Raw genomic sequence first — 21,311 nt, forward strand, 5'->3', positions numbered from 1 at the left:
GTCAGGGGTTGTTCAGCACGGGCAGGGCAGCAGCGAACGTCGGCTCGAGCAGGTGCTTGCCGAGGAGCCGCTCGTCGGGGAGCTCGATGGGGTACTGGCCGGTGAAGCAGGCCGAGCACAGCCGGTCGGCCGGCTGCTTCGTGGCCTCGATCATCCCGTCGAGCGAGATGTACCCGAGGGAGTCGGCGCCGACGCTGGCGGCGATCTCGGCGACGTCGAGGCCGTTGGCGATCAGCTCGGCGCGGGTGGCGAAGTCGATGCCGTAGAAGCACGGCCACTTCACCGGCGGGCTGGAGATACGCACGTGCACCTCCAGGGCGCCGGCCTCGCGGAGCATCCGCACCTGCGCGCGCTGGGTGTTGCCGCGGACGATCGAGTCGTCGACGACGATGATCCGCTTGCCGCGGATCATGTGCTCCAGGGCGTTGAGCTTGAGGCGGATGCCGAGCTGGCGCAGCGTCTGGCTGGGCTGGATGAACGTGCGGCCGACGTACGCGTTCTTGACGAAGCCCTGGCCGAACGGGATGCCGGACTGCTCCGCGAACCCGACGGCGGCGGGCGTGCCGGACTCGGGCACCGGGATGACCAGGTCGGCGTCGACCGGGTGCTCCTCGGCGAGCCGGCGGCCCATCGCGACGCGCGCCTCGTGGACGTTGCGGCCGGCGATGGTGGCGTCGGGGCGGGCGAGGTAGACGTACTCGAACACGCAGCCCTTGGGCTCCGGCTCGGCGAACCTGTGGGAGCGCAGGCCGTTCTCGTCGATGACGATCAGCTCGCCGGGCTCGACCTCGCGGACGACGCTGGCACCGATGGTCGCCAGGGCGGCGTCCTCGCTGGCGACGACCCACCCGCGTGCGAGCCGCCCCAGCACGAGGGGGCGGATGCCCTGCGGGTCGCGGGCGGCGTACAGGGTGTCCTCGTTCATCCAGACGAACGAGAACGCGCCCTTGAGCTGCGGCAGCACCTCGATCGCGCGCTGCTCCAGGGTGGTGTCGGGGTGGTGCGCGAGGAGTGCCGTCACCAGGCCGGTGTCGTTGGTGGACGCCTCGACCTCGCGGAGGTGCAGGTCGAGCTCGGCCTGCTCGGTGGGGAGGTCCTCGACGAGCTGCTTGAGCTCGTGGGTGTTGATCAGGTTGCCGTTGTGACCGAGGGCCAGCGAGCCGTCGTGCGTGGGGCGGAAGGTCGGCTGGGCGTTCTTCCAGGTGCTGGCGCCGGTGGTGGAGTACCGGCAGTGGCCGATGGCGATGCGCCCGACCAGGCTGCTCAGCGTCGACTCGTCGAAGACCTGCGAGACCAGGCCCATGTCCTTGTACACCAGGATCTGCCGCCCGTTGCTGACCGCGATCCCGGCCGACTCCTGGCCGCGGTGCTGGAGCGCGTAGAGGGCGAAGTACGTCATCTTCGCGACGTCCTCGCCGGGCGCCCAGATCCCGAACACCCCGCAGGCGTCCTGGGGTCCCTGGTCCTGCGGGTCGAGTGCCAGCGTCAGACGTCCGTCGCCCCCCCGTCGAGTGACCGGTCGGCCCTGCGGATGCACGCCTGCAGTCTAGGCGGCTCCGCTGCTCTGGCCCGATTCGCCGCGTCGTTCGGGATGGCCCGGTGCGTTCGGGCGGTGCGTCACCGGGTCCAGACGGCAGATTCGCACCGGACTATCCCGGCGGCGCCGGTTGGCCGGCCGGTCGGTACGCGTCGTACTGGGCCTGCCAGCGGGGTTGGACGTCGGCTGGGTACGGCGCGAGGACGCAGAGCTCGTTGCCCTCGGGGTCGGCCATCACCACCCAGGACACGTCGTCGCCCTGGCCGACGTCGGCGCGGGTGGCGCCGAGGGCCTCGAGGCGGGCGACCTCGGCGGCCTGGTCGCCGTCGGGACCCTCGGGGCGCAGGTCGACGTGGAGGCGGTTGACGACCTGCTTCTCGTCCGGCACGCGGATGAAGAGCATGTCCGCGACCACGCAGTCCTCGCGGCTGCCCTCGGGCGGCTCGATGCCCCACTCCGGGTCGCCGCGGACGGTGATGCGCCACCCCAGCGCGGCGGCCCAGAACTCGGCCAGCGGCTCGGGGTCCTGGCAGTTGACGATCACGGCTTGCATGCGCAGTCCCATGGCCCCCAGCCTCGTCTGCTTGTCTGGTCGGGTGCGACACCTTTACGCCTGCCAGGTCCGGTGGGCCGACCTGCACGGTGACGGCACGGTCGGCAACGTCTTCCACGTCGACTACCTCCAGGAGGCGCGGCTCGACCTGCTCCGCCACCACGACACCTCACCGACCCCGAACCCGGGCGAGGGGCTGGTCGTGGTGCGCACCGTGGTCGAGTACCTGCAGCCGATCCGGTACGACGACGCGCCGTTGACCGTGGGCACGTGGGTCAGCGACCTCCGCGCCGCGTCGTTCACGCTCGGCTACGAGCTGAGCACCTCCGCCGGCGTGCACGCACGGGCGACGACGAGGCTGGCGGCGTACGTGTTCGCCTCCGAGCGCCCGCGGCGGCTGACGCCCGAGGAGCGGGCTCGCCTGGAGACCAACCGCGACGACCCGCCGTTCGAGGACGTCCGCACCCCGGCCGCGACCTGGGAGACCGGGACCGTGCACCGCCGGCCGATCCGCGTCCGGTTCTCCGACGTCGACCTGCTCGGCCACGTCAACAACGTGAGGTACTTCGACTACGTGCACGAGGCGAACCTCGAGGTGCTGATGGACGTGTTCCAGGAGGCCCGGGTCTCGGGCACGGTCGAGACGGTCGTGGCGCGCAGCGAGATGGACCACGTCGCCCAGATGAACCTGCGGCCGGAGGCGTACGACGTGTGGTCACGCGTCTCCGCCGTCGGGCAGACCTCGGTGACGCTGGACTCGGAGATCCACGACCCCCTGGACGGCGACCGGCTGATGGCGCGGTCCCGGGTGGTCGAGGTGAACGTCGACCCCGAAGGCCGGCCGGCGCCGTGGCACGAGAAGCACCACGAGCTGTTCGTCTCGAGGATCGGCTGATGGACCTGCATCCCGAGGAGCCGTCGTTCGAGCCGTTCGAGCAGGTCTCCGACGACGCGCTCGTCGCCCTGGTCGGCTCGCCGCGGCTGGTGCTGGTCGACGGGCGCTCGGCCGGCGGGAAAACGACGTTCGCCGGGCACCTCGCCCACCTGCTGGGCAGCGCCGTCGTGCACACCGACGACGTGGCACGGGACTTCTCGAGGTTCGGGTGGGACAAGAAGCTCGTCGACACCGTCCTCGGTCCGCGGAAGGGCGAACGGCTGGTCGTCGAGGGGGTCGGCGCGGGTCGCGCCTCGCTGGCGCCGCTGGCCGATCTCGTGGTGTGGGTCCAGTCCGACCGCGCGTCGGCCCGCACCCGCGGGATCGCCCGCGACGCGTCGTACGGCACCCGGACGGTCGCCGAGGCCGAGGAGTTCTGGGACCACTGGATGACCGAGGAGGAGCCGAACCTCGCCGCCGACCGTCCGTGGGAGCGCGCGGCGCTGGTGGTGCTGGGCACGCCTCAGGCCGTCGGGCGCACCTCCGGGAAGCGGCCCTCGTTGCCGGCCAGCACCACCTGGGTCAGGGTGCCGCGCAGCCGCTCCACCTTCGCGGCGCCGACCACCGAGGCCCACTCGGACTCGAGCTCGGCGTAGATCCTCTCGACCACGGCGAGCAGCTCCCGGCCGCGCGGCGCGAGCGCCACCGCGAGCTGCCGCGCGTCGGACGTCGACACCTCCCGCGTGACGTACGCCCCTTCCGCCATCTGGTCGAGCAGCTTCGACGTCGCCTGCTTGCTCACGCCCAGGAGGGCCGCGAGCTCGGACACGGACGCCTGGCGGTCGCGCAGGGTGAGGAGGACGAAGCCGTACGACGGCCGCACGTCGTCCCAGCCCAGCTCGGCGAGCCTGTGGTGCAGGCCGTCGATGAGCTGGCGGTAGGCCACGGCAAGCAGCCGTGCGAGCGGGACGGGCTCGCTCACGTGCTCACTCGGCCCAGGGCGGCGTGAACGGTCCGTCGCCGGTGACGGCCTGGCCGCCCACGGGCAGGCAGCACAGGAGCCGCAGCGGCTCGTCGCCCCCGTTGGCGATCTCGAAGGGCACGCCGGGAGGTACGACGATCGCGTCCCCGCGGCGTCCGGTCGCCGTGCGACCGTCCACGCTTGCGTCGGCCACGCCGTCGAGCACCACGAACACCTCCTCGCGCGTCAGCGAGTGCGGGGTGGCGGGCACGCCCGGGTCGATCTCCACGACCCAGACCGAGGTCTCCGCGGAGCCTCGGCTCGGGGTGGCGAGCGAGGTGAACCGGGTGCCACCCAGGTCGTGCGTGGGTTGGTCGGGTGCGGTGATGACGGTCATCGAGCCTCTGTCCTTTCGTCAATGGGGTTGACGATATGAGACTAGTGCGTGGGAACCCAACCGTCAACGCGGTTGACGGAAACCCGCGTCCGATTCCCGCCAGAAGCGCGCCTCCACTCGGGGCACGCTGGGCCCATGACCACGGTGCACGCGATCGACCCGGCCCACCTCGACGCCGTACGCGCAGCGGGTGACGACGGGCATGGCAACGCCCTCAGGCCGTTCCCGGCCAGCGGCGACGGCGAGCCGCTGCGCTGCTGCCTGAGGTACGCGCGGGCCGGCGAGGCCATCGGCCTCATCTCCTACGCGCCGCTGCCCGGTCCGTCGGTGTGGCGCGAGGTCGGCCCGGTGTACGTGCATGCCGAGACGTGCGCCGGGTGGCGGTCGGACGGGCTCCCCGACGAGCTGCGGCGCGGACCGCGGGTCCTGCGGACGTACCGGCCCGACGGCACCATGAACTACGCCCACAACACGCTGGCCGACGACGACCAGGACCTCGAGCCGCTGCTCGACAAGCTGCTGGCGCTGCCGGACGTCGGCGCCGTGCACGTGCGCACGGTGCTGCCCCAGTGCTTCCTCTACGCGGTGACCGCGTAGGCCTCACCCCAGGTTGCGCAGCAGCAACGCCTCGGCGAGCAGCACCTTCTCGAACTCCGGCAGGTGCAGGCCCTCGTTGGCGCCGTGGGCGCGGGTGTCGGGGTCCTCGACGCCGGTCACCAGCACCGACGCCTCCGGGAACGCCTCGAGGAACTCGGCGATGAACGGGATCGACCCACCCACGCCCATGTCGACCGGCGCGGTGCCGTCCCAGGCCTCGGTGAAGGCACCGCGGGCGGCGTCGTACGCAGGTCCCGTCGCGTCGATCTGGGTCGGCTCCCCGGTGTCGACGGTGGTCATGCCCAGCTCGGCTCCCCAGGCCACGTGCTTCTCGAGGTGCTCACGCAGGCGGGCCTCGGCGTTCTCCGTGGTGTCACCCGGCGCGATGCGCATCGAGATGCGGCAGCGCGCGGCCGGCACCAAGGTGTTGGAGGCGCCGGCGACCTTGGGGGCGTCGAGGCCGGTGATGCTCAGAGCGGGCTTGGTCCAGAGCCGCTCGACCGTGGATCCGTCGCCGATCCAGTCGATGCCCGGGACCGCGCCGGACTCGGCGCGCAGCCGCGCCTCGGGGTACTCGACGTCCGCGGCCGGCCCCGAGTGCAGCCCGTCCACGGCGACGTTGCCGCGGTCGTCGTGCAGGGTCGAGATCAGCCGGGCCAGCGTCATCAGGGAGTCGGGGACGAGCCCGCCCCACATCCCGGAGTGCACGGCGTGGGTGAGGGTGCGGACCTCGACGTCCATCCGGACCAGCCCCCTGAGCGACGTGGTCAGGGCCGGCTCGCCGATGTCCCAGTTGCCGGAGTCGGCGATGACGATGACGTCGGCGCGCAGCTCCTCGAGGTTCTCGTGGAGCAGCGCGGGCAGCGTCTCCGAGCCGACCTCCTCCTCGCCCTCGATGAAGAACACCAGGTTCACCGGCAGCTCGTCGCCGAAGATCCGCAGCGCCGCCAGGTGCGTCGCGATGCCGGCCTTGTCGTCGGCCGCGCCGCGGCCGTAGAGGCGGTCGCCGCGCTCGGTCGGCTCGTACGGCGGGGAGTCCCAGTCGGCGTGGTCGTTCTCGGGCTGGACGTCGTGGTGCGCGTAGAGGAGCACGGTCGGCGCACCCTCCGGCCCCTTCTTGTGGGCGATCACCGCCGGGCCGCCGCCGTCGGCGCTGGTGATGCGCGCCGTGCACCCCTCGGCCTCCAGCAGCGCGGCCACCGCCTCGGCCGACCGCCGTACCTCCCCCGCCCGCTCCGGGTCGGCGCTCACCGACTCGATGCGGACCAGGTCCTCGAGGTCGCGCCGTACGCCGGGAAGCACCTCGGCCACCTTCGCGCGGAGCTCGTCGGTCGTTGGTGTCGTCGCCATGGTTCCGGACCCTAGCGACACGAAAAATTGTCAGACAATGTTTTGGCAACCGGGCCGTCGGTGAGCGAGGATGCAGCCATGACGAGCACGACGACCGGCAGCCGCACCCAGGAGCACATCGAGCTCACCGAGACCTACGCCGCGCACAACTACCACCCGCTGCCCGTGGTGCTCGCCACCGGCGAGGGCGCGTGGGTCACCGACGTCGACGGCAAGCGGTACCTGGACTGCCTCGCGGGCTACTCCGCCCTCAACTTCGGCCACGGCCACCCGCGCCTGCTGGCCCGCATGCACGAGCAGATCGACCGGCTCACGCTGACCAGCCGGGCGTTCTACAACGACCAGCTCGGGCCGTTCGCGAAGGCGCTCGCCGGCCTGACCGGCAAGGACCTCATCCTGCCGATGAACTCCGGCGCCGAGGCCGTCGAGACGGCCATCAAGGTCAGCCGCCGGTGGGGCTACGAGGTGAAGGGCGTCGAGGAGGCGCAGGCCTCGATCATCGTCATGGAGGGCAACTTCCACGGCCGCACGACCACGATCGTCAGCTTCAGCAACGACTCCGACGCGACGACCGGCTACGCGCCGTACACGCCCGGCTTCCGGATGGTGCCGTACGGCGACATCGCCGCGATCCGCGCCGCCCTGGACGACAGCACCGTCGCGGTGCTGCTCGAGCCGATCCAGGGTGAGGGTGGCGTGATCATCCCGCCGGAGGGCTTCCTGCGGGAGGTACGCGCGCTCTGCGACGAGCACGACGTGCTCATGGTGGCCGACGAGATCCAGTCCGGCCTCGGGCGCAGCGGCACGACGTTCGCGTGCGACCACGAGGGCGTCGTCCCGGACGTCTACATCCTGGGCAAGGCGCTCGGCGGCGGGCTGTACCCCGTCTCCGCGATCGCCGCCGACCACCGCGTCCTCGACGTCATCACGCCCGGCAGCCACGGCTCGACGTTCGGCGGCAACCCGCTGGCCGCGGCCATCGGCGCCGAGGTCGTCGCGATGCTGGAGACCGGCGAGTTCCAGGCTCGCGCGGTCGAGCTCGGCGCCCGCCTGGAGGCCGGCCTCGCGCCGCTCATCGGCAACGGCTTCGACGCCGTCCGGATCCGGGGCCTGTGGTGCGGCATCGACATCACCGACGGGGTGGCCACCGGCCGCCAGGTCACCGAGGCCCTCCTAGGCCTCGGCGTGCTCGCCAAGGAGGCGCACGGCCAGACCGTCCGTCTCGCTCCCCCGCTCGTCGCCTCCGAGGAGGACATCGACACCCTCGTGGCCGCCTTCGTGGCCGTGATGGGGTCGTTCAGCGGCTGAGCGATCGCGGGGATAGTCCCTGACGTTTGGGCCCCCCTTCGGCGCTGAATGGGGCCCAAACGTCAGGGACTACCCCGCAATCACGACGTTGCGCAGCGGTTGGCCGGAGACGTACGCCGTCAGCTGGGACCGCAGCAGGGCGGCCATGCGCGGCAGCATCGCCGTCGTACCTCCTGCCACGTGCGGGGTGACGAGCACCGAGGGGGCGGACCACAGTGGGTGGCCGTCGGGCAGCGGCTCGGGGTCGGTGACGTCGAGGGCGAAGCGCAGCCGGCCGGCCTCGGCGATCACGGCGTCGGAGTCGAGCAGCGGGCCGCGGCCGACGTTCACGACGAGACATCCGTCGGACAGCCCGGCCAGGAAGGCGGCGTCCACGACGTGCCGGGTCGACGGGGTCAGCGGCAGCACCACGATCACGACGTGCTGCGCGGCCCAGTCGACGTCGGCGGCGGTGACCACGGACCCGACCAGGTCGTCGGACCGCGGGGAGGAGGCCACGGCTGTCACCCGAGCCCGGCAGGCCAGCAGGCGGGCGGCGATCGCACGGCCGATCGACCCGTACCCCAGCACGGCAACGCGCGAGTCCGCCAACGACCGCTGCTCCGGCCCCCTCTCTCGCCAACCGGGCCAGTGCCCGTGCGACCGCACCGCCGTGTCGATGCCGCGCAGCGAGGCGAGCGTCAGCCCCAGCGCCAGCTCGGCCGTCGCGTCGTCGTGCACGCCGCGGGCGTTGCACAAGACACCCCCTCGGGCAGGTGCTCGACGATCCCGTCGACGCCGGCGGTCTGGGTCTGCACCACCGCCAAGGACCGCAGCGACGGGAGCCGGTCCAGCGTCAGCCGCGCGTTGCGGTAGTCGAGCACCACCAGCTCGATGTCGGCGCGCGGCGGCGGCTCGGCACCGTCCCACACGACGTACTCCACCCCGTCGACCTCGCCGGCAGCAGCCGCCAGCGCGGCGAACGGGACCGAGGCGATCACGGCGCGTCCACCAGCGGCAGGTACGCCGTGAGGTCGGCCCGCTCGCCGCTCGCGCGCACCAGCCCCTCCGCCTCGGCGACGGCCCAGGCCAAGGCACCCGTGGCCAACCCGATCCACGTCGCGGCGTCGGTCTCGACGACCGCCGGCGGCGTACCCCGCGTGTGCCGCACTCCCTCGATCGCCTGCACCGCGGCGTACGGCGGCACGCGCACCTCCACGGACCTGCCCGGCGCGCGCGTGCCGAGGACGGCCAGGAAGTGCTTCACCAGCAGCCGCGTCTGCTCCTCGGACCGCGGCGAGGCCGCGAGCGCCGAGGCCACCTCCGCTGCCGGAGCGGGACGGAGTCGAGCAGGCACCCGGCCAGCCTAGGCATCCAGGGCGCGAAGCACCTCGAGCACGGCCAGCACCCGGCGGTGCTCGTCGACGCTGGCCTCGAGACCCATCTTCGTCAGCAGGTGCTCGACGTGGCTGTCGACGGTCTTCACGGCCAGGTGCAGCTCCTTGGCGATGCCCTGGTTGGACCGACCTTCGGCCATCAACCCGAGCACCTCGCGCTCGCGCTCGCTGAGCGCGTCGAGCCTCGAGGCGCCCGTCGAGGCCCGCAGCATCAGGGCCACCACCTCCGGGTCGACCACCGTGCCGCCGCGCGCCACCGTCCGGACGGCGTCGACGAGGGCGCCACCGTCGCGGACACGGTCCTTGAGCAGGTACCCCGTCGCGCCGCCCGCGGACAGGGCCCGCAGCGCCAGCGTCGGACTGGCGTACATCGACAGCAGGAGCACCCCCGTGCGCACCCCGTCCGCCCGAAGCCGTTCGAGCAGCGCCAGCCCCTCGTCGGTGTGGGTCGGCGGCATCCGGATGTCCAGCACGAGGGCGTCGACGTCGCCGGTCGAGGCCAGGGCGCTCCGTACGCCGTCCGCGTCCTCGAGCGCTGCGAGCACCTCGCACCCTCCTGCCCGCAGCAGCTGGACGACGCCTTCCCGGACCAGGACCGCGTCGTCGGCCACGAGCACCCTCGGCCGGGCGAGGCTCATGGCGCGTCGTTCGGGAGGAGGGCGACGACCGCCGTGCCCGAGGCCGAGCTGGTGATCGTCAGGTCCCCGTCGAGCGCCTCGACGCGATCACGCAGGCCCTTCAGTCCCGACCCCGCCGACGGTTCGGCGCCGCCGCGCCCGTCGTCGGCAACCTCGACGCGCAACCCACGACCCAGCTCCACCTGGACCCGCACGGTCGTCGCGTGGGCGTGCCGGGCCACGTTGGCGAGACACTCCGCGACCACGAAGTACGCCGTCGCCTGGACCTCCGCGGGCACGACCTCCGTGCCCGTCACGTGCAATGTCGTCGGCACCGGGCTGCGCAGGGCGAGATCCTCCAGGGCGTCGGTCAACGACCCGTGCACCAGCGCCGTGGGCGTGATCCCGCGCGCGAGCGACCGCAGCTCGCTCAGGGCGCGCCCGAGCTCGTCGGACGCCTCGGCGAGGGCGTCGGCGAGCGCGGGGTCCCGGGCCGCATCGACCTGCGTGCTGGCCAGGTTGAGCTTGGCGCCGGTGGAGATGAGCAGCTGCTGCGCCCCGTCGTGGAGGTCGCGCTCGATCCGCCGCCGTGCCTCGTCGGAGGCCTGGACGATCCGGGACCTGGACTCGCGCACCTGGACGAGGCTGGCCGCGAGCTCCTCCTGGAGCAGCCGGTTCTCGGTCGACAGCCGCAACGCCTCGGCCACCGGACCGCGGATCCCCGGGTCGACCACGAGGGGACGCTCGGTCACGACGCGGGCGATCGGCCGCCCTTCGGACTCCACCTCCAGGACGTGGGTCGACGGTCGATCGGCGGCCAGGGTCGCCGGCCGGCCCAGGTGGTCGACGTACGACCCCGACTCGCGGTCCCACCAGTACACCGCGGCGCCAGGGTCCCCGACGGCCCTGGCCACCAGCTCGCGCAGTCGTGCCGGGTCACTGCGCTCCCGCGCCGCCAGCAACAGGTCGGCGACGTGCGCCCGGCTGGGCCGCCCGCGGCGCAGCCCGGCGAGGTGCACCGCCAGCACGACGAGGAGCCCCACGGCCAGGGCGGGACCCGCGTCGGACGTGGGCCGACCCGCCAACACGGCCAGGTCCGCGACCGCCCACGCCCCGGCGGCGACCAGCAGCCCGCCGACCAGAGCGAGCTCCGGCACGCCGCGTCTGCCGGGTCGCTCCCAGAACGCCGTCCCGACCGCGAGCACCACGAGGCCCACGACCGCCAGGTCCGCCACCGCCAGCCAGGGCTCGAGCCGTTCGAACGGGCCGGACCCGGACGTCAGCGCGAGCGGGTTGCCCGCGCACCGGCACCAGCCCCAGGCCGCCGGGTCGTCGACGAGGGCACGGACGACCACCTGCGACGCCGCCAGCGCCACTGCCACCGTCAGCAGCCGTCGCGGGACCGTGCCCATCGCCTCGCCCCGCAGGGTGGCACCGCAGACCCAGCCGACGGACGGGGCCGCCAAGGCCGCCAGGGCTCCGATCCCGACCCACGACCAGGAGCGCTGGGCGAGACCGAACGACAGGGCCGGCGCGGCCACGCTCACCGACACCAGCAGCAGTGCCGCGACATGTGCCAGCCTCGGCCGCGCGGTGGCGACGTACGCCGCCACCGCGGCGTACGCCGTCGCGACGAGCGGTAGCGGCCAGACGTCCCAGGGGGCCAGGTACGGTGCCGCGGCGTCGAGCACGAACCCGCCGGTCACGCCCGCCACCAGCGCCGCCGCCGACAGGCCCGGCGCGGCCAACGCGCCGACCCGCGTCCCGCTGAGGCCCACGCCGCCATGATGGACCAGCGGTGACCTGCTCCGCTTCGGTAAAAGACCGATGCCGGCGCGCCGCGACGGTCGTACCTTCTCGACATGACGCACGCGCGTCGGACGACAGCGACGCTCGCCTGCCTGGTCCTCGCTCTGTCCCCCGCGGTCACCAGCTGCGCGAGCCCTGTCGACGGACCGAGCCTGGTGCTGACCCTGGCGACGTCGGAGACCCAGCAGGAGCCGAACGCGCCGGAGATCCTGATGTTCGCGCACGAGGTGGACGTCCGCTCCGCCGGCAAGATCCGCGTCGACGTGGCGTGGGACCTCACCAACCCGGAGCCGGCGGGGTCGGACCAGGTGCTCGCCCGGATGGTGGCCGACGGCAGCTACGACCTCGGGGTCGTTCCCTCGCGCGCCTGGGACCTCCTCGGAGTCAGCACCCTCCGCGCGATCAACACGCCGTTCCTCATCACCAGCGACGCGGCCATGCGCGCGACCCTGGCCTCCGACGTGCGCGACGACCTGCTGGCCGGGCTCTCGGCCGCCGGGGTCACCGGTCTCGACCTGTGGCCAGGACAGCTCCGGCGGATCTTCGGGATCGGCGAGCCCGTCCTGCGACCCGCCGACCTGGACGGGGCGATGATCCGGAGTCCTCGGTCCCGGACCGTCGGCGAGCTGCTCGAGTCGCTGGGCGGAACCGCCGTCGAGACACCCGATCTGGAGGAGGGCACGCTGCGGGGGTTGGAGTCCTCGTTCGCGGCCGTCGCCAGCGCCGGCTACCGCGTCATCGCGACGGGCAACGTCGTCCTCTTCCCGAGGATCGAGACCCTCGTGGCCACCGACGGTCTGCGAGCGCGCCTGGACCCGGGCCAGTGGGAGGTCCTCGCCGACGCGGCCGCCGCCGTCCGTCGCCATCCGCCCTCGGCGTTCCTCGACGACGAGGAGGGCGCGCAGGCGTTCTGCCGCAAAGGAGGGGAGATCGTCGCGGCCGGGCCGGACGACGTGGCGGCCTTCGAGGAGGTCGGCCGCGTGGTCAGGGCAGACCTGGAACGGGATCCGGACACGGCGGGGCTGGTCGACGCCATCGAGGCAGCGGTCTCGACCGTGCCGCCGTCCGACCCGATCACCGCGTGCCCCGACGGTGCCACCTCCGGCGATGCCGGCGGCACGCACGCGCTCGACGGGGTCTACCTGGCCAGGGTGACGCGCAAGGACATGACGAGCGTCGGCATCACCGATCCGGACCAGCTTCGCGACAACGTCGGGCAGTTCACCTGGACCCTGGACAACGGCTTGTGGAGCTACCACCAGGAGGCCGACGCGGAGCTCCTCGACCCCGACGAGTTCGGGACCTACACCTACGAGGACGACCTGTTCACGCTGTACTGGGGCAGCGACGAGGTGATCACGGCCCGGCTGGTGATCGCGCGCAACGGCACCATCCGGTTCACCGACCTGCACGACAACCTGCCCTCGTTGCAGAAGGCCACCGAGGGCTTCTTCGGACAGCCGTGGCGTCGGGTCAGCGACCTCCCCGACTAGGGAAATCACGCAGGCAGCAACGCGTCCTCTCACCGATTCGCCGCAACCGCGCGCTCCCTACGTTCTCGGCCATGAACCCAACCTGGCAGCGCAACCTGGGCCTCCTCGCACTCGTGGCGGCCACCCTGACCGCGTGCTCCGCGGACCCTGACAGCTCGTCAGCCGACCAGCAGGGCACCCCCTCGTCCAGCGGTGCGGCGAGCCCGGCCGCGGACGCCGGTCCCGCCGTCGACCCGGTGCAGCTCACGCTCGGCACGGGCGATGCGAAGGACGCCCCCTCGGCCGGCCAGATCCGCTGGTTCGCCCACCGCGTGACGCAGCTGACCGACGGCGCGATCACCATCAAGCCGGTGTACCTGGCCGCCGGCCACGTCGCTCGGTTCGAGCCCGTGATGGTGCAGCAGGCCATCCACGGGGACCTCGACCTCGCGGTCGTGGCCGCCCGCGCCTGGGACAGCGTCGGAGTCCGCACGCTCGCGCCGCTCCAGGCGCCCTTCGTGGTGACGAGCGACCAGGCGATGGCGCGCGTCGTGGCCGACCCCATCCGGAGCGACGTGCTGACCGGCCTCACGGACGTCGGGGTCGTGGGACTGTCCCTGTGGCCGGAGGGTCTGCGGCACCCGTTCGGGTTCGCCGCGCCGCTCAACGAGCCGGGTGACTACGCAGGTGGCCTGGTCCGGGCGCCGTACTCCCGGGCCACCAAGGACATGTTCAGGTCTCTGGGCGCTCGGACGACCAACGGCACCCCGGACCCCAGCACCCAGGTGGGAGCGGAGTCGCAGTACAGCTCGGCACCGGCGGGTGCGGCGACCGCCAACATCGTGTTCTTCCCCAAGATCAACGTCCTGGTCGCGAACGCCGCCGTCGACGCAAGCCTCACCGACGAGCAGCGCGACGCGCTCACGCAGGCGGCCGACGACACCCGCGCGTGGGTCCTGGGCACCATGCCGACCGACGACGAGGCCGCCCGGACCTTCTGCGACCAGGGCGGGAAGATCCAAGCGGCCAGCCGGGCACAGGTCGAGGCCATGGTCGAGGCCACCCAGCCCGTCCGCGACGCGATGGCGGCCGACGCCGTGCAGGGACCGATCCTCGACGAGATCACCCAGGCCGTGGCGGGCAGCGGGGCGACGACGTCGCTGTCCGACTGCGGCGACCCGACCGACGCCGAGGCGCTGGCCGCACTGAACGGCGACTACACGTTCACCGTCACCGCTGACGCCGGCCGCAAGGTGGGGGTGACCGACCAGGACGTGCTCGACAACGGCAGCGGCCACTACACCGCCCACCTGAGGGACGGCACCTGGACGCTCGACCAGGTCTACACGGAGGGACCGAGCAAGGGCACCGAGGACAGCGGTCTGGGCGACTACACCGTCGAGGGCGACCTGTTCACGTGGTACTGGAGCCACGAGCCGGGCCAGAACGTCCAGGCACGGGTCACCGTGCTGCCCGATGGTTCGCTGGAGTTCCGCGACGTCGTCAGTGCCGAGGGCGGGGACTGGGCCACGATGGCCACCGTCCACTTCAGCCGCTGGCACCGGGTCGACTAGCCCCTCGATCCCCCCGGGTCGTGTGCCTCACGACGCGTCATGGCGCGTCCTCAGGCACACGACCCGGCGAGGTCTCCACCTCCGGCGCCGGCTGGAGCACCCACAGCACCTCGTAGGTACGGCCCGACCTGGCCTTCTTCTTCTCCCGCCAGCCGTCGACCAGGTCGTTGATCTCGCCCGCGAGCGCCTTGGCCTCGGCCTTGGTCAACCGCAAGGCGTGGATGCTCACCGCGACCGTCGCGTCCTTGTTCTGCTCCGGTCGGTCCGCCCGGTCGATCGCCGCGTGCGCCTCGGCGGTCCACTGTCGGCGGAAGACCGTGATCGCGGCCTTGCCGCCCTCCTGCTGCGCGAGGTCCTCCAGGTTGACGCTCAGCCCGCTCTCGTGGATCACCCGCCAGACGCGGTCGCGGCCGTCACGAGCGAGCTCGGGGGCCTCCTCGACCAGCCCGTACTTCGCCAGCTGACGCAGGTGGAACGACGCCTGGTTGGCCGGGATCCCCAGCCGCTCGGCCACGTCGGCGGCGCGCATCGGTCCGCCCGCGCTCATCTCCTCCAGGATCCGGTTGCGCATCGGGTGCGCGATCCCGCGCAGCATCCGGACGTCGGTGAGCTTGGGGATCTCCCGCGGCGGTGCCATGCGTCCATCCTAGCCAGTCCCGCACGACTTATTGCGCACACACTCTTGCGCATATCTAGTTGCGCACGTACTGTTGCGCATATGAACGGCTACCGCGACCTCGCCAAGAACCGGGACTTCACGATCCTGTGGACGGGCCAGACGATCAGCGACCTGGGCAGCCAGGTGAGCATGTTCGTCTTCCCGCTCGTCACCTACGCACTGACCGGATCGGCCGTCTGGGCCGCGGTCATCGAGGCGGCGTTCCTCGTCGGGCTGTGCGGTGCCCTGCTCCCGGCCGGCGTGCTCGCGGACCGCGTGCACCGCCGGCTCATCATGCGGGCGGCGAGCGGGGGCGGCGCACTGCTCTACGCCTCGCTCGCGGTCGCGGCGTACGCCGGCTCGCTGACCATCGCGCACCTGGCCGCCGTCGCCCTGCTCACCGGCGTGGCCACCGGGATCTCCGGTCCGGCGGAGATGTCCTCCCTGCGGTCGGTCGTCTCCCGCGAGCAGCTGCCCACCGCCCTGAGCCAGAGCCAGGCCCGCCAGCACGTGGCCTCGCTGCTCGGTGGTCCGCTCGGCGGCATCCTGTACGGCGTCGCGCGCTGGATGCCGTTCGCGTTCGACGCCGTCTCGTTCGCGGCCTCGTGGTTCGCGCTGGGCTGGATGCGGACCGACCTGTCCGCGCCGGAGCGGGTGGGCCCGCCGCGGAAACCGGCCCAGGACGTGGTCGAGGGCATCCGCTTCATCCTGTCCTGGCCCTACTTCCGGGCGATCGCCGTCTTCAGCGCCTCGGTCAACCTGCTCGTGAACGCGATGTTCTTCGTGGCGATCCTGCGGATGGTGCAGGACGGCGTCGACCCGAGGGCCATCGGCCTGGTGTCGACGGCCGCGGGCGTGGCCGGCATCCTGGGCGCTCTCGCCGCACCGTGGATCATCGAGCGGATGCCCACCGGCCTGCTCGTCGTGGTGACGGCGTGGAGCTTCGTGCCCTTCGCCATCCCGATGGCCTTCTGGGACAGCCCGGCCGTCGTGGCCGGCGCTCTCGGGTTCATCATGCTGCTCAACCCGGCCGGCAACGCCAGCGGCAGCAACTACCGCATCGCGCACACCCCGGCGCACCTGCAGGGTCGCGCGCAGTCGGCCGGCCAGTTCCTCGGCACGTCCGTCATCTGGCTGGCCCCGCTCCTGGGCGGCGTGCTCCTCGAGCACATCGGCGGTCGCGACGCCGTGCTCGTCATCGGCGCCCTCACCGCGCTGGCCGCGCTGATCCCGACCCTGTCCGGCGCGATCCGCACGGTCCCCAAGCCCGCCGTCTGGCAGGCCGAGCTGGACGCCCGCGACGCCGAGCTACTGGTCGCCGCCTGAGAGCACGGAGGTCCGGATCTCGGTCTTCAGCACCTTGCCGACCTTGGACCGCGGCAGGTCGCCCCAGACCAGCACCTCCTTGGGCGCCTTGACCCCGCCGATCCGCTCGCGCACGAAGAGTCGGACGGCCTCGGCATCGGCCGACCCACCGGCGTACGGCTGCACGACCGCGACGACCTTCTCGCCCCACTTCTCGTCCGGGACGCCGATCACCGCGGCGTCCTGGACGTCGGGGTGGGCGAGGAGGGCCTGCTCGACCTCCGTGGAGTACACGTTGAAGCCGCCGCTGATGATCATGTCCTTGGCCCGGTCGACGATGTGCAGGAAGCCCTCGCGGTCGATGAAGCCGATGTCGCCGGTGTGGTGCCAGCCGTGCTTGCCGGCCTCGGCCGTCGCCTCGGGGTTCTTGTAGTAGCCGGCCATGACCAGCGAGCTGCGCACGCAGATCTCGCCCCGCTGGCTGCCGTCCTGCTCGTGGCCCTCCTCGTCGAGGATCGCGACCTGGACGAGCGGCGCCGGCCGCCCCGCCGACGCGAGCCGGTTGCGGTTCGGCATGCCGTGGGGTCCGAGGTGGTCCTCGGGCCGCATCATCGAGATCATCATCGGCGCCTCGGTCTGGCCGAACAGCTGGGCCATCACCGGGCCGATCCGGTTCAGGGCCTCCTCGAGACGGGCCACGGACATCGGGGCGGCGCCGTACCAGAAGCACTGCAGCGAGCTCAGGTCCGTCGCGTCGAGATCCTCGTGCCCGAGCACCATGTAGATCAGCGTCGGCGGCAGGAACGTGTGGGTCACCCGGTGTCTCTCCACCAGCTTCAGGAAGCCGCCGACGTCCGGCGCCCGCATGATGACGATCTCGCCGCCCAGGGCCAGCACCGGGAAGCACAGCACGCCGGCCGCGTGGGTGAGGGGCGCGAGGGCGAGGTACGTCGGGCGGCCGGCGAACGGGTACCCCATCAGCGTGAGCGCCGTCATCGTCTCGAGGTTGGCGTTGGTCAGCATCACGCCCTTGGGCGTGCCGGTCGTGCCGCCGGTGCCGACGATCATGGCCAGGTCGGCCACGCCGGACTCGGCCACGGGGTTGGGTCCCCTGGTCTCGATCGGCGCGACCGACGCGTCGAGGAACTCCTCCCACGAGAGCGCGCCCTCGACGTCGCCGTCCAGGCAGACCAGGAGCGTCACCTTCGGCAGGTCGTCGATGATCGAGAGCACGAGCGGCGCGAACGACGCCTGGAACAGCAGGGCAGTGCAGTCGAAGAGGTCGAGCAGCTCGCGGTTCTCGGCCGCCTCGTTGCGGGGGTTGATCGGGCACCAGACGGCGCCCGCGCGGGAGATGCCGAAGACGCTGGTGAACGCCGTCGGGTCGTTGGCCGACAGGATCGCGACCGACTGACCCGACGCCACGCCGTGCCGGGTCAGGGCGTCGGCGATGCGGTGCGAGTCGGCCTGCACCTCGGCGTAGGTGCGTGTGTCGCCGTCGGTCGTCAGACAGGGGGCCTCGGACCCGAGCGAGGCCCCCTTGTCGAGGTAGTCGACCAGTCGCATCGGCGAACCCGTCAGCGCTCGACCGTGATGATCGGCTCCATCACCAGGCCGAAGCTGCGCAGGGCGCCGAGCAGCTCGCGGTGCCCGAAGGCCTGGCAGCCGCTGGCGAAGCCGGCCTTGAGCGGTTTCTGCTGGAGCAGCGAGTACGCGGCGTACGCCTGGAGCAGCCCCGTCTGCTTGTAGTTGCTGTTGCCGTGGATCACGCAGTGTGCGCGGCCGAGCGGGCCGGACGCGTGCACGGAGTCCAGGGACTTGTTGATGCGGGGGTTCTCACGCGGCGGCATCTGGTTCATGACCTGGGCGGCGGTGGCCGTGAGCGCGGCGTACCGGTCGTCGGGGTCCATGTCCTTGGTCGCGTCGATGGCGGCGGCGACGATCTGGGGCACGCCGAGCATCAGCGGCCGGTTGAACACGCCACCGAGGACCTTGCAGGTGGCGACGCGGGGGTCGCGCTTGAACCAGACGGGATGCGACGTACCTCCCCAGGGCAGCGCGAGGGCGAGCTCGTGCTGGCCGGGGATGACGAGCTGGTAGAGCCCGGCCTCGGGGTCCCACTCCTCGTACTGGTTCTGCTGCAGGTAGTAGGCCTTCGACAGCGCGGCGTTGACCAGGATCGTCAGCGTCGAGGCGATCGTCGGGCTGCCGCCCCAGAACACCGCGATGTCGAGGGTGTCGAGCCCCGGCTTCTCCAGGCAGAGCTGGGCGGCGATCTCGCCGGTGGTGTACATCTGCGCGACGCCCGGGGCCAGCAGCAGGCCCGCGGACTCGAAGTCGGCGCCGTACTTCTCGTCGCAGGTGATCAGCCAGTCCTGCTCGCCGGTCGTGTCGAGGTAGTGCGCGCCGGCCGCCAGGCAGGCCTCGACGACCTCCGGACCGTGGGTGGCGAACGGGCCGACGGTGTTGAGGACGACCGACGCACCCTTGAACAGGTCGGTCAGGGTCGCGACGTCGTGCTCGACGGCGACGACCTCGTAGTCGGCCGTCTCGATGCCGGCCACGTTGGTGGTCATCGAGGAGGTGAGCTTCTCCTCGCTGCGGCCGGCGGCCACGAACGGGAGGTTGTACTCGCGGAGGTACTCGCAGATGAGCCGTCCGGTGTAGCCGGACGCGCCGTAGACGACGACGGGCTTGTCGGTCATGTCGTCCTCACATCCCCATGCCGCCGTCGACCGGCAGACCCGCGCCGGTGATGAAGCGGGACGCGTCGGAGGCCAGGAAGACCACCGCGTCCGCCATGTCGTCGACGGCGCCGAGCCGGCCCGCGGGGGTCAGCTCCACGACCGCGCCGACCGCAGCCTCGGGGGAGGCGAACAGGCCGAGCTCGGCGACGTCGTTGGCCAGCCCCGCACCCATCGCGGTGGGGACGAGCCCGGGGAAGATGCAGTTGACGCGGACGCCGTACCCGAGCTTGCCGGCCTCCATCGCCGCCACCTTGGTCATCCGCTCGACGGCCGACTTGGTGCCGGAGTAGATCCCGATGCCGGGGAACGCGATGGTCGCGGCGACCGACGCGATGTTGATGATGCTGCCGCCCTTGCCGGCGGGCCCGTCCGGCCGCATGGCGCGCAGGCCGTGCTTGATGCCGAGCGCCGTCCCGAGGACGTTGACGTCGAGCATCTTCTTGACCTGGTCGGCCTGGATCTCGGTGAACAGGCTGGTGATCTCGATGCCGGCGTTGTTGACCAGGATGTCGAGGCCGCCGAGGTGCCCGACCGCTTCGCCGATCGCCGCCTCCCAGCCCTCGTCGCTGGTGACGTCGAGCTTCACGAAGGCATGGCCCTCGCCCAGGCTCTCCGCGACCTTGTGGCCCAGCTCCTCCTGGAGGTCGGCGACCACGACGGTCGCGCCGGCGTCGGCGAGTGCCTGCGCCATCCCCTCCCCGAGCCCCTGGGCCCCTCCGGTGACGAGTGCCTTGCGGCCGGACAGTTCGAACACGCTCATGAGGCGGCTCCTCGGGGTGGGCCTATCTGACGGGCCGGTCGGGTGTGACGGCAGTCACCACCTTCGACCCATGTCTTGACGGTTGTCAAGAATTTTCTTGACGCGTGTCAAGATCGCACCCGCGTGGCCTAGGATGCGGCTGTGAGCTCGACCGCCGCCGTCGACGGACCCCCGGTCCGCGGTGGCCGCCGTACGCCCGCCGACAAGTACGACGAGCGCCGCACCCAGCTCGCGATCTCGGCCCTGGCCACCCTCGGCGAGCTCGGCTACGCGCGCACGTCGCTGCGCGAGATCGCCCAGAACTCCGAGTTCTCGCACGGCGTCGTGCACTACTACTTCGCCGACAAGTTCGAGCTGATCACCCACTGCGTGCGCTACTACAAGGCGCAGTGCGTCACCAGGTACGACGGGCTGGTCGCGGAGTCGACGACGGCCGAGGAGCTGCTGACCCGGTTCGGCGACAAGCTGGTCGAGACGCTGACGACCGAGGCGCCGATGCACCGCCTCTGGTACGACCTGCGCACCCAGTCGATGTTCGAGGAGCAGTTCCGCCCCGACGTGCTGATGATCGACGTGACCTTGGAGGACATGATCGGCCGCGTCGTGCTGAGGTATGCCGAGCTGGCCGGCCGGCCGCTGGTCATGGATGTCCCGACGATCTACGCCCTGCTCGACGGCGTCTTCGAGAAGGCGCTGCTGGGGCACCTGACCGGCGACGAGGACGCCGGCGCTCGGCTGCGCGCCCGTGTCCTCGACCTGCTCCCGCGCCTCCTGGGATGACGCCGTCGATCGGTGACTGGCTGAACCAGAGCTCGAGCGAGCCCGGTGAGGTCTCCGCGCGGTACGACGAGTGGGCCACCAGCTACGACGCCGACCTCGCCTCGTGGTCCTACCAGGCCCCGGCGGTCGTGGCCGGGGCGGTCCTCTCGCGGCTCCCCGCCACCGGCACCGTGCTCGACGTCGGGTGCGGCACCGGGCTGGTGGGTCGCGAGCTGCGCGCCCGCGGCTTCGGCGGTCGCGTCATCGGGCTCGACCTGTCGGCGGCCTCCCTCGAGGTCGCGCAGGAGTCGGGGGCGTACGACGTCCTCGAGCGCGCCGACCTCCAGCAGCCGCTCACCCTCGAGGACGACAGCGTCGACGCCGTCGTCTGCGTCGGCGTGATGACCTACCTCCCCGACGTCGAGGCGACCTGGCGCGAGTTCGCCCGCGTGGCGCGGCCGTCCGGCGTCCTGGTCGCGACGCAGCGCGAGGACCTCTGGGCGGAGCGGGACTGCCAGGCGATCCTCGACCGGCTCCGGGCCGAGGGCCGGCTCGCGTCGTCGGACGTCGTCGGCCCCGCGCCGTACCTGCCGGACGGGTACGGCGGTGGCGATGCCGTCGCCTGCTACTACCTGACGGCCGTCGTCGCCTGACGGG

22 protein-coding genes are annotated in these 21,311 nt (G+C 72.2%); 8 read left to right on the forward strand and 14 right to left on the reverse strand.

Annotated features, from left to right (window positions below):
* Position 1: 1 nt before the first annotated feature.
* Together purF and ISU07_RS00775 are read right to left on the reverse strand one after the other, a co-directional pair.
* Positions 2 to 1,537 carry an amidophosphoribosyltransferase gene (purF, locus tag ISU07_RS00770; RefSeq protein WP_194704850.1) on the reverse strand — a complete coding sequence of 512 codons (1,536 nt, stop codon included), beginning with the start codon at positions 1,535 to 1,537 and terminating at the stop codon, positions 2 to 4.
* A gap of 112 nt (positions 1,538 to 1,649) precedes the next feature.
* A complete protein-coding gene (locus ISU07_RS00775) occupies positions 1,650 to 2,102 on the reverse strand; it encodes a VOC family protein (RefSeq protein WP_194704851.1) in 453 nt (150 codons plus the stop codon).
* Between the two features lie 31 nt (positions 2,103 to 2,133).
* Between ISU07_RS00775 and ISU07_RS00780 the strand changes: the two genes are divergently transcribed.
* The gene (locus ISU07_RS00780) at positions 2,134 to 2,985 is read left to right on the forward strand and encodes an acyl-CoA thioesterase (protein WP_194704852.1); all 852 of its coding nucleotides are present in this window, start codon (positions 2,134 to 2,136) and stop codon (positions 2,983 to 2,985) included.
* 502 nt (positions 2,986 to 3,487) lie between these two features.
* On the opposite strand, the gene ISU07_RS24610 is transcribed toward ISU07_RS00780, so the two are convergent.
* Both ISU07_RS24610 and ISU07_RS00790 read right to left on the reverse strand, forming a co-directional pair.
* Positions 3,488 to 3,946: a MarR family winged helix-turn-helix transcriptional regulator gene (locus ISU07_RS24610; protein ID WP_194704853.1), complete on the reverse strand. Its 459-nt coding sequence runs from the start codon at positions 3,944 to 3,946 to the stop codon at positions 3,488 to 3,490.
* Between the two features lie 4 nt (positions 3,947 to 3,950).
* Entirely contained in the window at positions 3,951 to 4,322 is a 372-nt protein-coding gene (locus ISU07_RS00790; RefSeq protein ID WP_194704854.1) for a cupin domain-containing protein, read from the reverse strand.
* A 135-nt stretch (positions 4,323 to 4,457) separates the two neighbouring features.
* Here ISU07_RS00790 and ISU07_RS00795 point away from each other — a divergent pair, with 135 nt between their 5' ends.
* A complete protein-coding gene (locus ISU07_RS00795) occupies positions 4,458 to 4,919 on the forward strand; it encodes a DUF1203 domain-containing protein (protein ID WP_194704855.1) in 462 nt (153 codons plus the stop codon).
* Between the two features lie 3 nt (positions 4,920 to 4,922).
* Here ISU07_RS00795 and ISU07_RS00800 read toward each other — a convergent pair whose 3' ends face one another.
* Entirely contained in the window at positions 4,923 to 6,269 is a 1,347-nt protein-coding gene (locus tag ISU07_RS00800; RefSeq protein ID WP_194704856.1) for a dipeptidase, read from the reverse strand.
* Positions 6,270 to 6,347: 78 nt separating this feature from the next.
* Here ISU07_RS00800 and rocD point away from each other — a divergent pair, with 78 nt between their 5' ends.
* Positions 6,348 to 7,577, forward strand: a complete 1,230-nt coding sequence (gene rocD, locus ISU07_RS00805) for an ornithine--oxo-acid transaminase (protein ID WP_194704857.1) — start codon at positions 6,348 to 6,350, stop codon at positions 7,575 to 7,577.
* 69 nt (positions 7,578 to 7,646) lie between these two features.
* Here rocD and ISU07_RS00810 read toward each other — a convergent pair whose 3' ends face one another.
* The 5 genes from ISU07_RS00810 to ISU07_RS00825 are packed head-to-tail and all read right to left on the reverse strand — an operon-like array spanning position 7,647 to position 11,348.
* Complete coding sequence (locus ISU07_RS00810) at positions 7,647 to 8,315, reverse strand: NAD(P)-dependent oxidoreductase (protein ID WP_228521073.1); 669 nt, start codon at positions 8,313 to 8,315, stop codon at positions 7,647 to 7,649.
* Positions 8,258 to 8,557 (reverse strand): Rossmann-fold NAD(P)-binding domain-containing protein, encoded by a 300-nt coding sequence (locus tag ISU07_RS23715; RefSeq protein WP_228521074.1) that lies wholly within the window; start codon positions 8,555 to 8,557, stop codon positions 8,258 to 8,260. Before ISU07_RS23715 ends, ISU07_RS00810 begins: the two co-directional genes overlap by 58 nt.
* The gene (locus ISU07_RS00815; RefSeq protein ID WP_194704858.1) at positions 8,554 to 8,913 is read right to left on the reverse strand and encodes a sterol carrier family protein; all 360 of its coding nucleotides are present in this window, start codon (positions 8,911 to 8,913) and stop codon (positions 8,554 to 8,556) included. Before ISU07_RS00815 ends, ISU07_RS23715 begins: the two co-directional genes overlap by 4 nt.
* 9 nt (positions 8,914 to 8,922) lie before the next feature.
* Positions 8,923 to 9,591 (reverse strand): LuxR C-terminal-related transcriptional regulator, encoded by a 669-nt coding sequence (locus ISU07_RS00820; protein ID WP_194704859.1) that lies wholly within the window; start codon positions 9,589 to 9,591, stop codon positions 8,923 to 8,925.
* Positions 9,588 to 11,348, reverse strand: a complete 1,761-nt coding sequence (locus ISU07_RS00825; RefSeq protein ID WP_194704860.1) for a sensor histidine kinase — start codon at positions 11,346 to 11,348, stop codon at positions 9,588 to 9,590. Before ISU07_RS00825 ends, ISU07_RS00820 begins: the two co-directional genes overlap by 4 nt.
* An 84-nt stretch (positions 11,349 to 11,432) precedes the next feature.
* Here ISU07_RS00825 and ISU07_RS00830 point away from each other — a divergent pair, with 84 nt between their 5' ends.
* On the forward strand, positions 11,433 to 12,872 hold the full coding sequence (locus tag ISU07_RS00830) for a TRAP transporter substrate-binding protein (protein ID WP_194704861.1): 1,440 nt from the start codon (positions 11,433 to 11,435) through the stop codon (positions 12,870 to 12,872).
* A gap of 71 nt (positions 12,873 to 12,943) precedes the next feature.
* Positions 12,944 to 14,425: a TRAP transporter substrate-binding protein gene (locus tag ISU07_RS00835; RefSeq protein ID WP_194704862.1), complete on the forward strand. Its 1,482-nt coding sequence runs from the start codon at positions 12,944 to 12,946 to the stop codon at positions 14,423 to 14,425.
* A 37-nt stretch (positions 14,426 to 14,462) separates the two neighbouring features.
* On the opposite strand, the gene ISU07_RS00840 is transcribed toward ISU07_RS00835, so the two are convergent.
* Positions 14,463 to 15,062 (reverse strand): winged helix-turn-helix domain-containing protein, encoded by a 600-nt coding sequence (locus tag ISU07_RS00840; RefSeq protein ID WP_194704863.1) that lies wholly within the window; start codon positions 15,060 to 15,062, stop codon positions 14,463 to 14,465.
* Between the two features lie 81 nt (positions 15,063 to 15,143).
* On the opposite strand from ISU07_RS00840, the gene ISU07_RS00845 reads away from it, so the two are divergent.
* Positions 15,144 to 16,409, forward strand: a complete 1,266-nt coding sequence (locus tag ISU07_RS00845; RefSeq protein ID WP_194704864.1) for an MFS transporter — start codon at positions 15,144 to 15,146, stop codon at positions 16,407 to 16,409.
* Here the strand turns inward: ISU07_RS00845 and ISU07_RS00850 are convergent.
* From ISU07_RS00850 to ISU07_RS00860, 3 genes are read right to left on the reverse strand one after another with little or no spacing between them, the layout of a single operon-like run.
* Positions 16,392 to 17,954, reverse strand: coding sequence for an AMP-binding protein (locus ISU07_RS00850; RefSeq protein ID WP_194704865.1), 1,563 nt, complete (start codon positions 17,952 to 17,954; stop codon positions 16,392 to 16,394). The two genes, ISU07_RS00845 and ISU07_RS00850, sit on opposite strands and share 18 nt — an antisense overlap.
* 11 nt (positions 17,955 to 17,965) lie before the next feature.
* Entirely contained in the window at positions 17,966 to 19,093 is a 1,128-nt protein-coding gene (locus ISU07_RS00855; RefSeq protein WP_194704866.1) for a DUF5938 domain-containing protein, read from the reverse strand.
* 7 nt (positions 19,094 to 19,100) lie between these two features.
* A complete protein-coding gene (locus ISU07_RS00860; protein ID WP_194704867.1) occupies positions 19,101 to 19,895 on the reverse strand; it encodes an SDR family NAD(P)-dependent oxidoreductase in 795 nt (264 codons plus the stop codon).
* A gap of 141 nt (positions 19,896 to 20,036) precedes the next feature.
* Here ISU07_RS00860 and ISU07_RS00865 point away from each other — a divergent pair, with 141 nt between their 5' ends.
* Positions 20,037 to 20,675: a TetR/AcrR family transcriptional regulator gene (locus tag ISU07_RS00865; RefSeq protein ID WP_194704868.1), complete on the forward strand. Its 639-nt coding sequence runs from the start codon at positions 20,037 to 20,039 to the stop codon at positions 20,673 to 20,675.
* Complete coding sequence (locus tag ISU07_RS00870) at positions 20,672 to 21,307, forward strand: class I SAM-dependent DNA methyltransferase (RefSeq protein ID WP_194704869.1); 636 nt, start codon at positions 20,672 to 20,674, stop codon at positions 21,305 to 21,307. The genes ISU07_RS00865 and ISU07_RS00870 overlap by 4 nt, the downstream gene beginning before the upstream one ends.
* Positions 21,308 to 21,311: the final 4 nt, after the last annotated feature.

The sequence above is a fragment of the Nocardioides islandensis genome (genome assembly GCF_015352455.1).
Taxonomy (GTDB): domain Bacteria; phylum Actinomycetota; class Actinomycetes; order Propionibacteriales; family Nocardioidaceae; genus Nocardioides; species Nocardioides islandensis.

What these genes read in the sequence shown, in the direction of transcription:
- ISU07_RS00775 (WP_194704851.1), bottom strand. Translation starts at nt 2,102, where the DNA reads ATGGGACTGCGCATGCAAGCCGTGATCGTCAACTGCCAGGACCCCGAG.
- ISU07_RS00790 (WP_194704854.1), bottom strand. Translation starts at nt 4,322, where the DNA reads ATGACCGTCATCACCGCACCCGACCAACCCACGCACGACCTGGGTGGC.
- ISU07_RS00795 (WP_194704855.1), top strand. Translation starts at nt 4,458, where the DNA reads ATGACCACGGTGCACGCGATCGACCCGGCCCACCTCGACGCCGTACGC.
- ISU07_RS00800 (WP_194704856.1), bottom strand. Translation starts at nt 6,269, where the DNA reads ATGGCGACGACACCAACGACCGACGAGCTCCGCGCGAAGGTGGCCGAG.
- rocD (WP_194704857.1), top strand. Translation starts at nt 6,348, where the DNA reads ATGACGAGCACGACGACCGGCAGCCGCACCCAGGAGCACATCGAGCTC.
- ISU07_RS00820 (WP_194704859.1), bottom strand. Translation starts at nt 9,591, where the DNA reads ATGAGCCTCGCCCGGCCGAGGGTGCTCGTGGCCGACGACGCGGTCCTG.
- ISU07_RS00830 (WP_194704861.1), top strand. Translation starts at nt 11,433, where the DNA reads ATGACGCACGCGCGTCGGACGACAGCGACGCTCGCCTGCCTGGTCCTC.
- ISU07_RS00835 (WP_194704862.1), top strand. Translation starts at nt 12,944, where the DNA reads ATGAACCCAACCTGGCAGCGCAACCTGGGCCTCCTCGCACTCGTGGCG.
- ISU07_RS00840 (WP_194704863.1), bottom strand. Translation starts at nt 15,062, where the DNA reads ATGGCACCGCCGCGGGAGATCCCCAAGCTCACCGACGTCCGGATGCTG.
- ISU07_RS00845 (WP_194704864.1), top strand. Translation starts at nt 15,144, where the DNA reads ATGAACGGCTACCGCGACCTCGCCAAGAACCGGGACTTCACGATCCTG.
- ISU07_RS00850 (WP_194704865.1), bottom strand. Translation starts at nt 17,954, where the DNA reads ATGCGACTGGTCGACTACCTCGACAAGGGGGCCTCGCTCGGGTCCGAG.
- ISU07_RS00855 (WP_194704866.1), bottom strand. Translation starts at nt 19,093, where the DNA reads ATGACCGACAAGCCCGTCGTCGTCTACGGCGCGTCCGGCTACACCGGA.
- ISU07_RS00860 (WP_194704867.1), bottom strand. Translation starts at nt 19,895, where the DNA reads ATGAGCGTGTTCGAACTGTCCGGCCGCAAGGCACTCGTCACCGGAGGG.
- ISU07_RS00870 (WP_194704869.1), top strand. Translation starts at nt 20,672, where the DNA reads ATGACGCCGTCGATCGGTGACTGGCTGAACCAGAGCTCGAGCGAGCCC.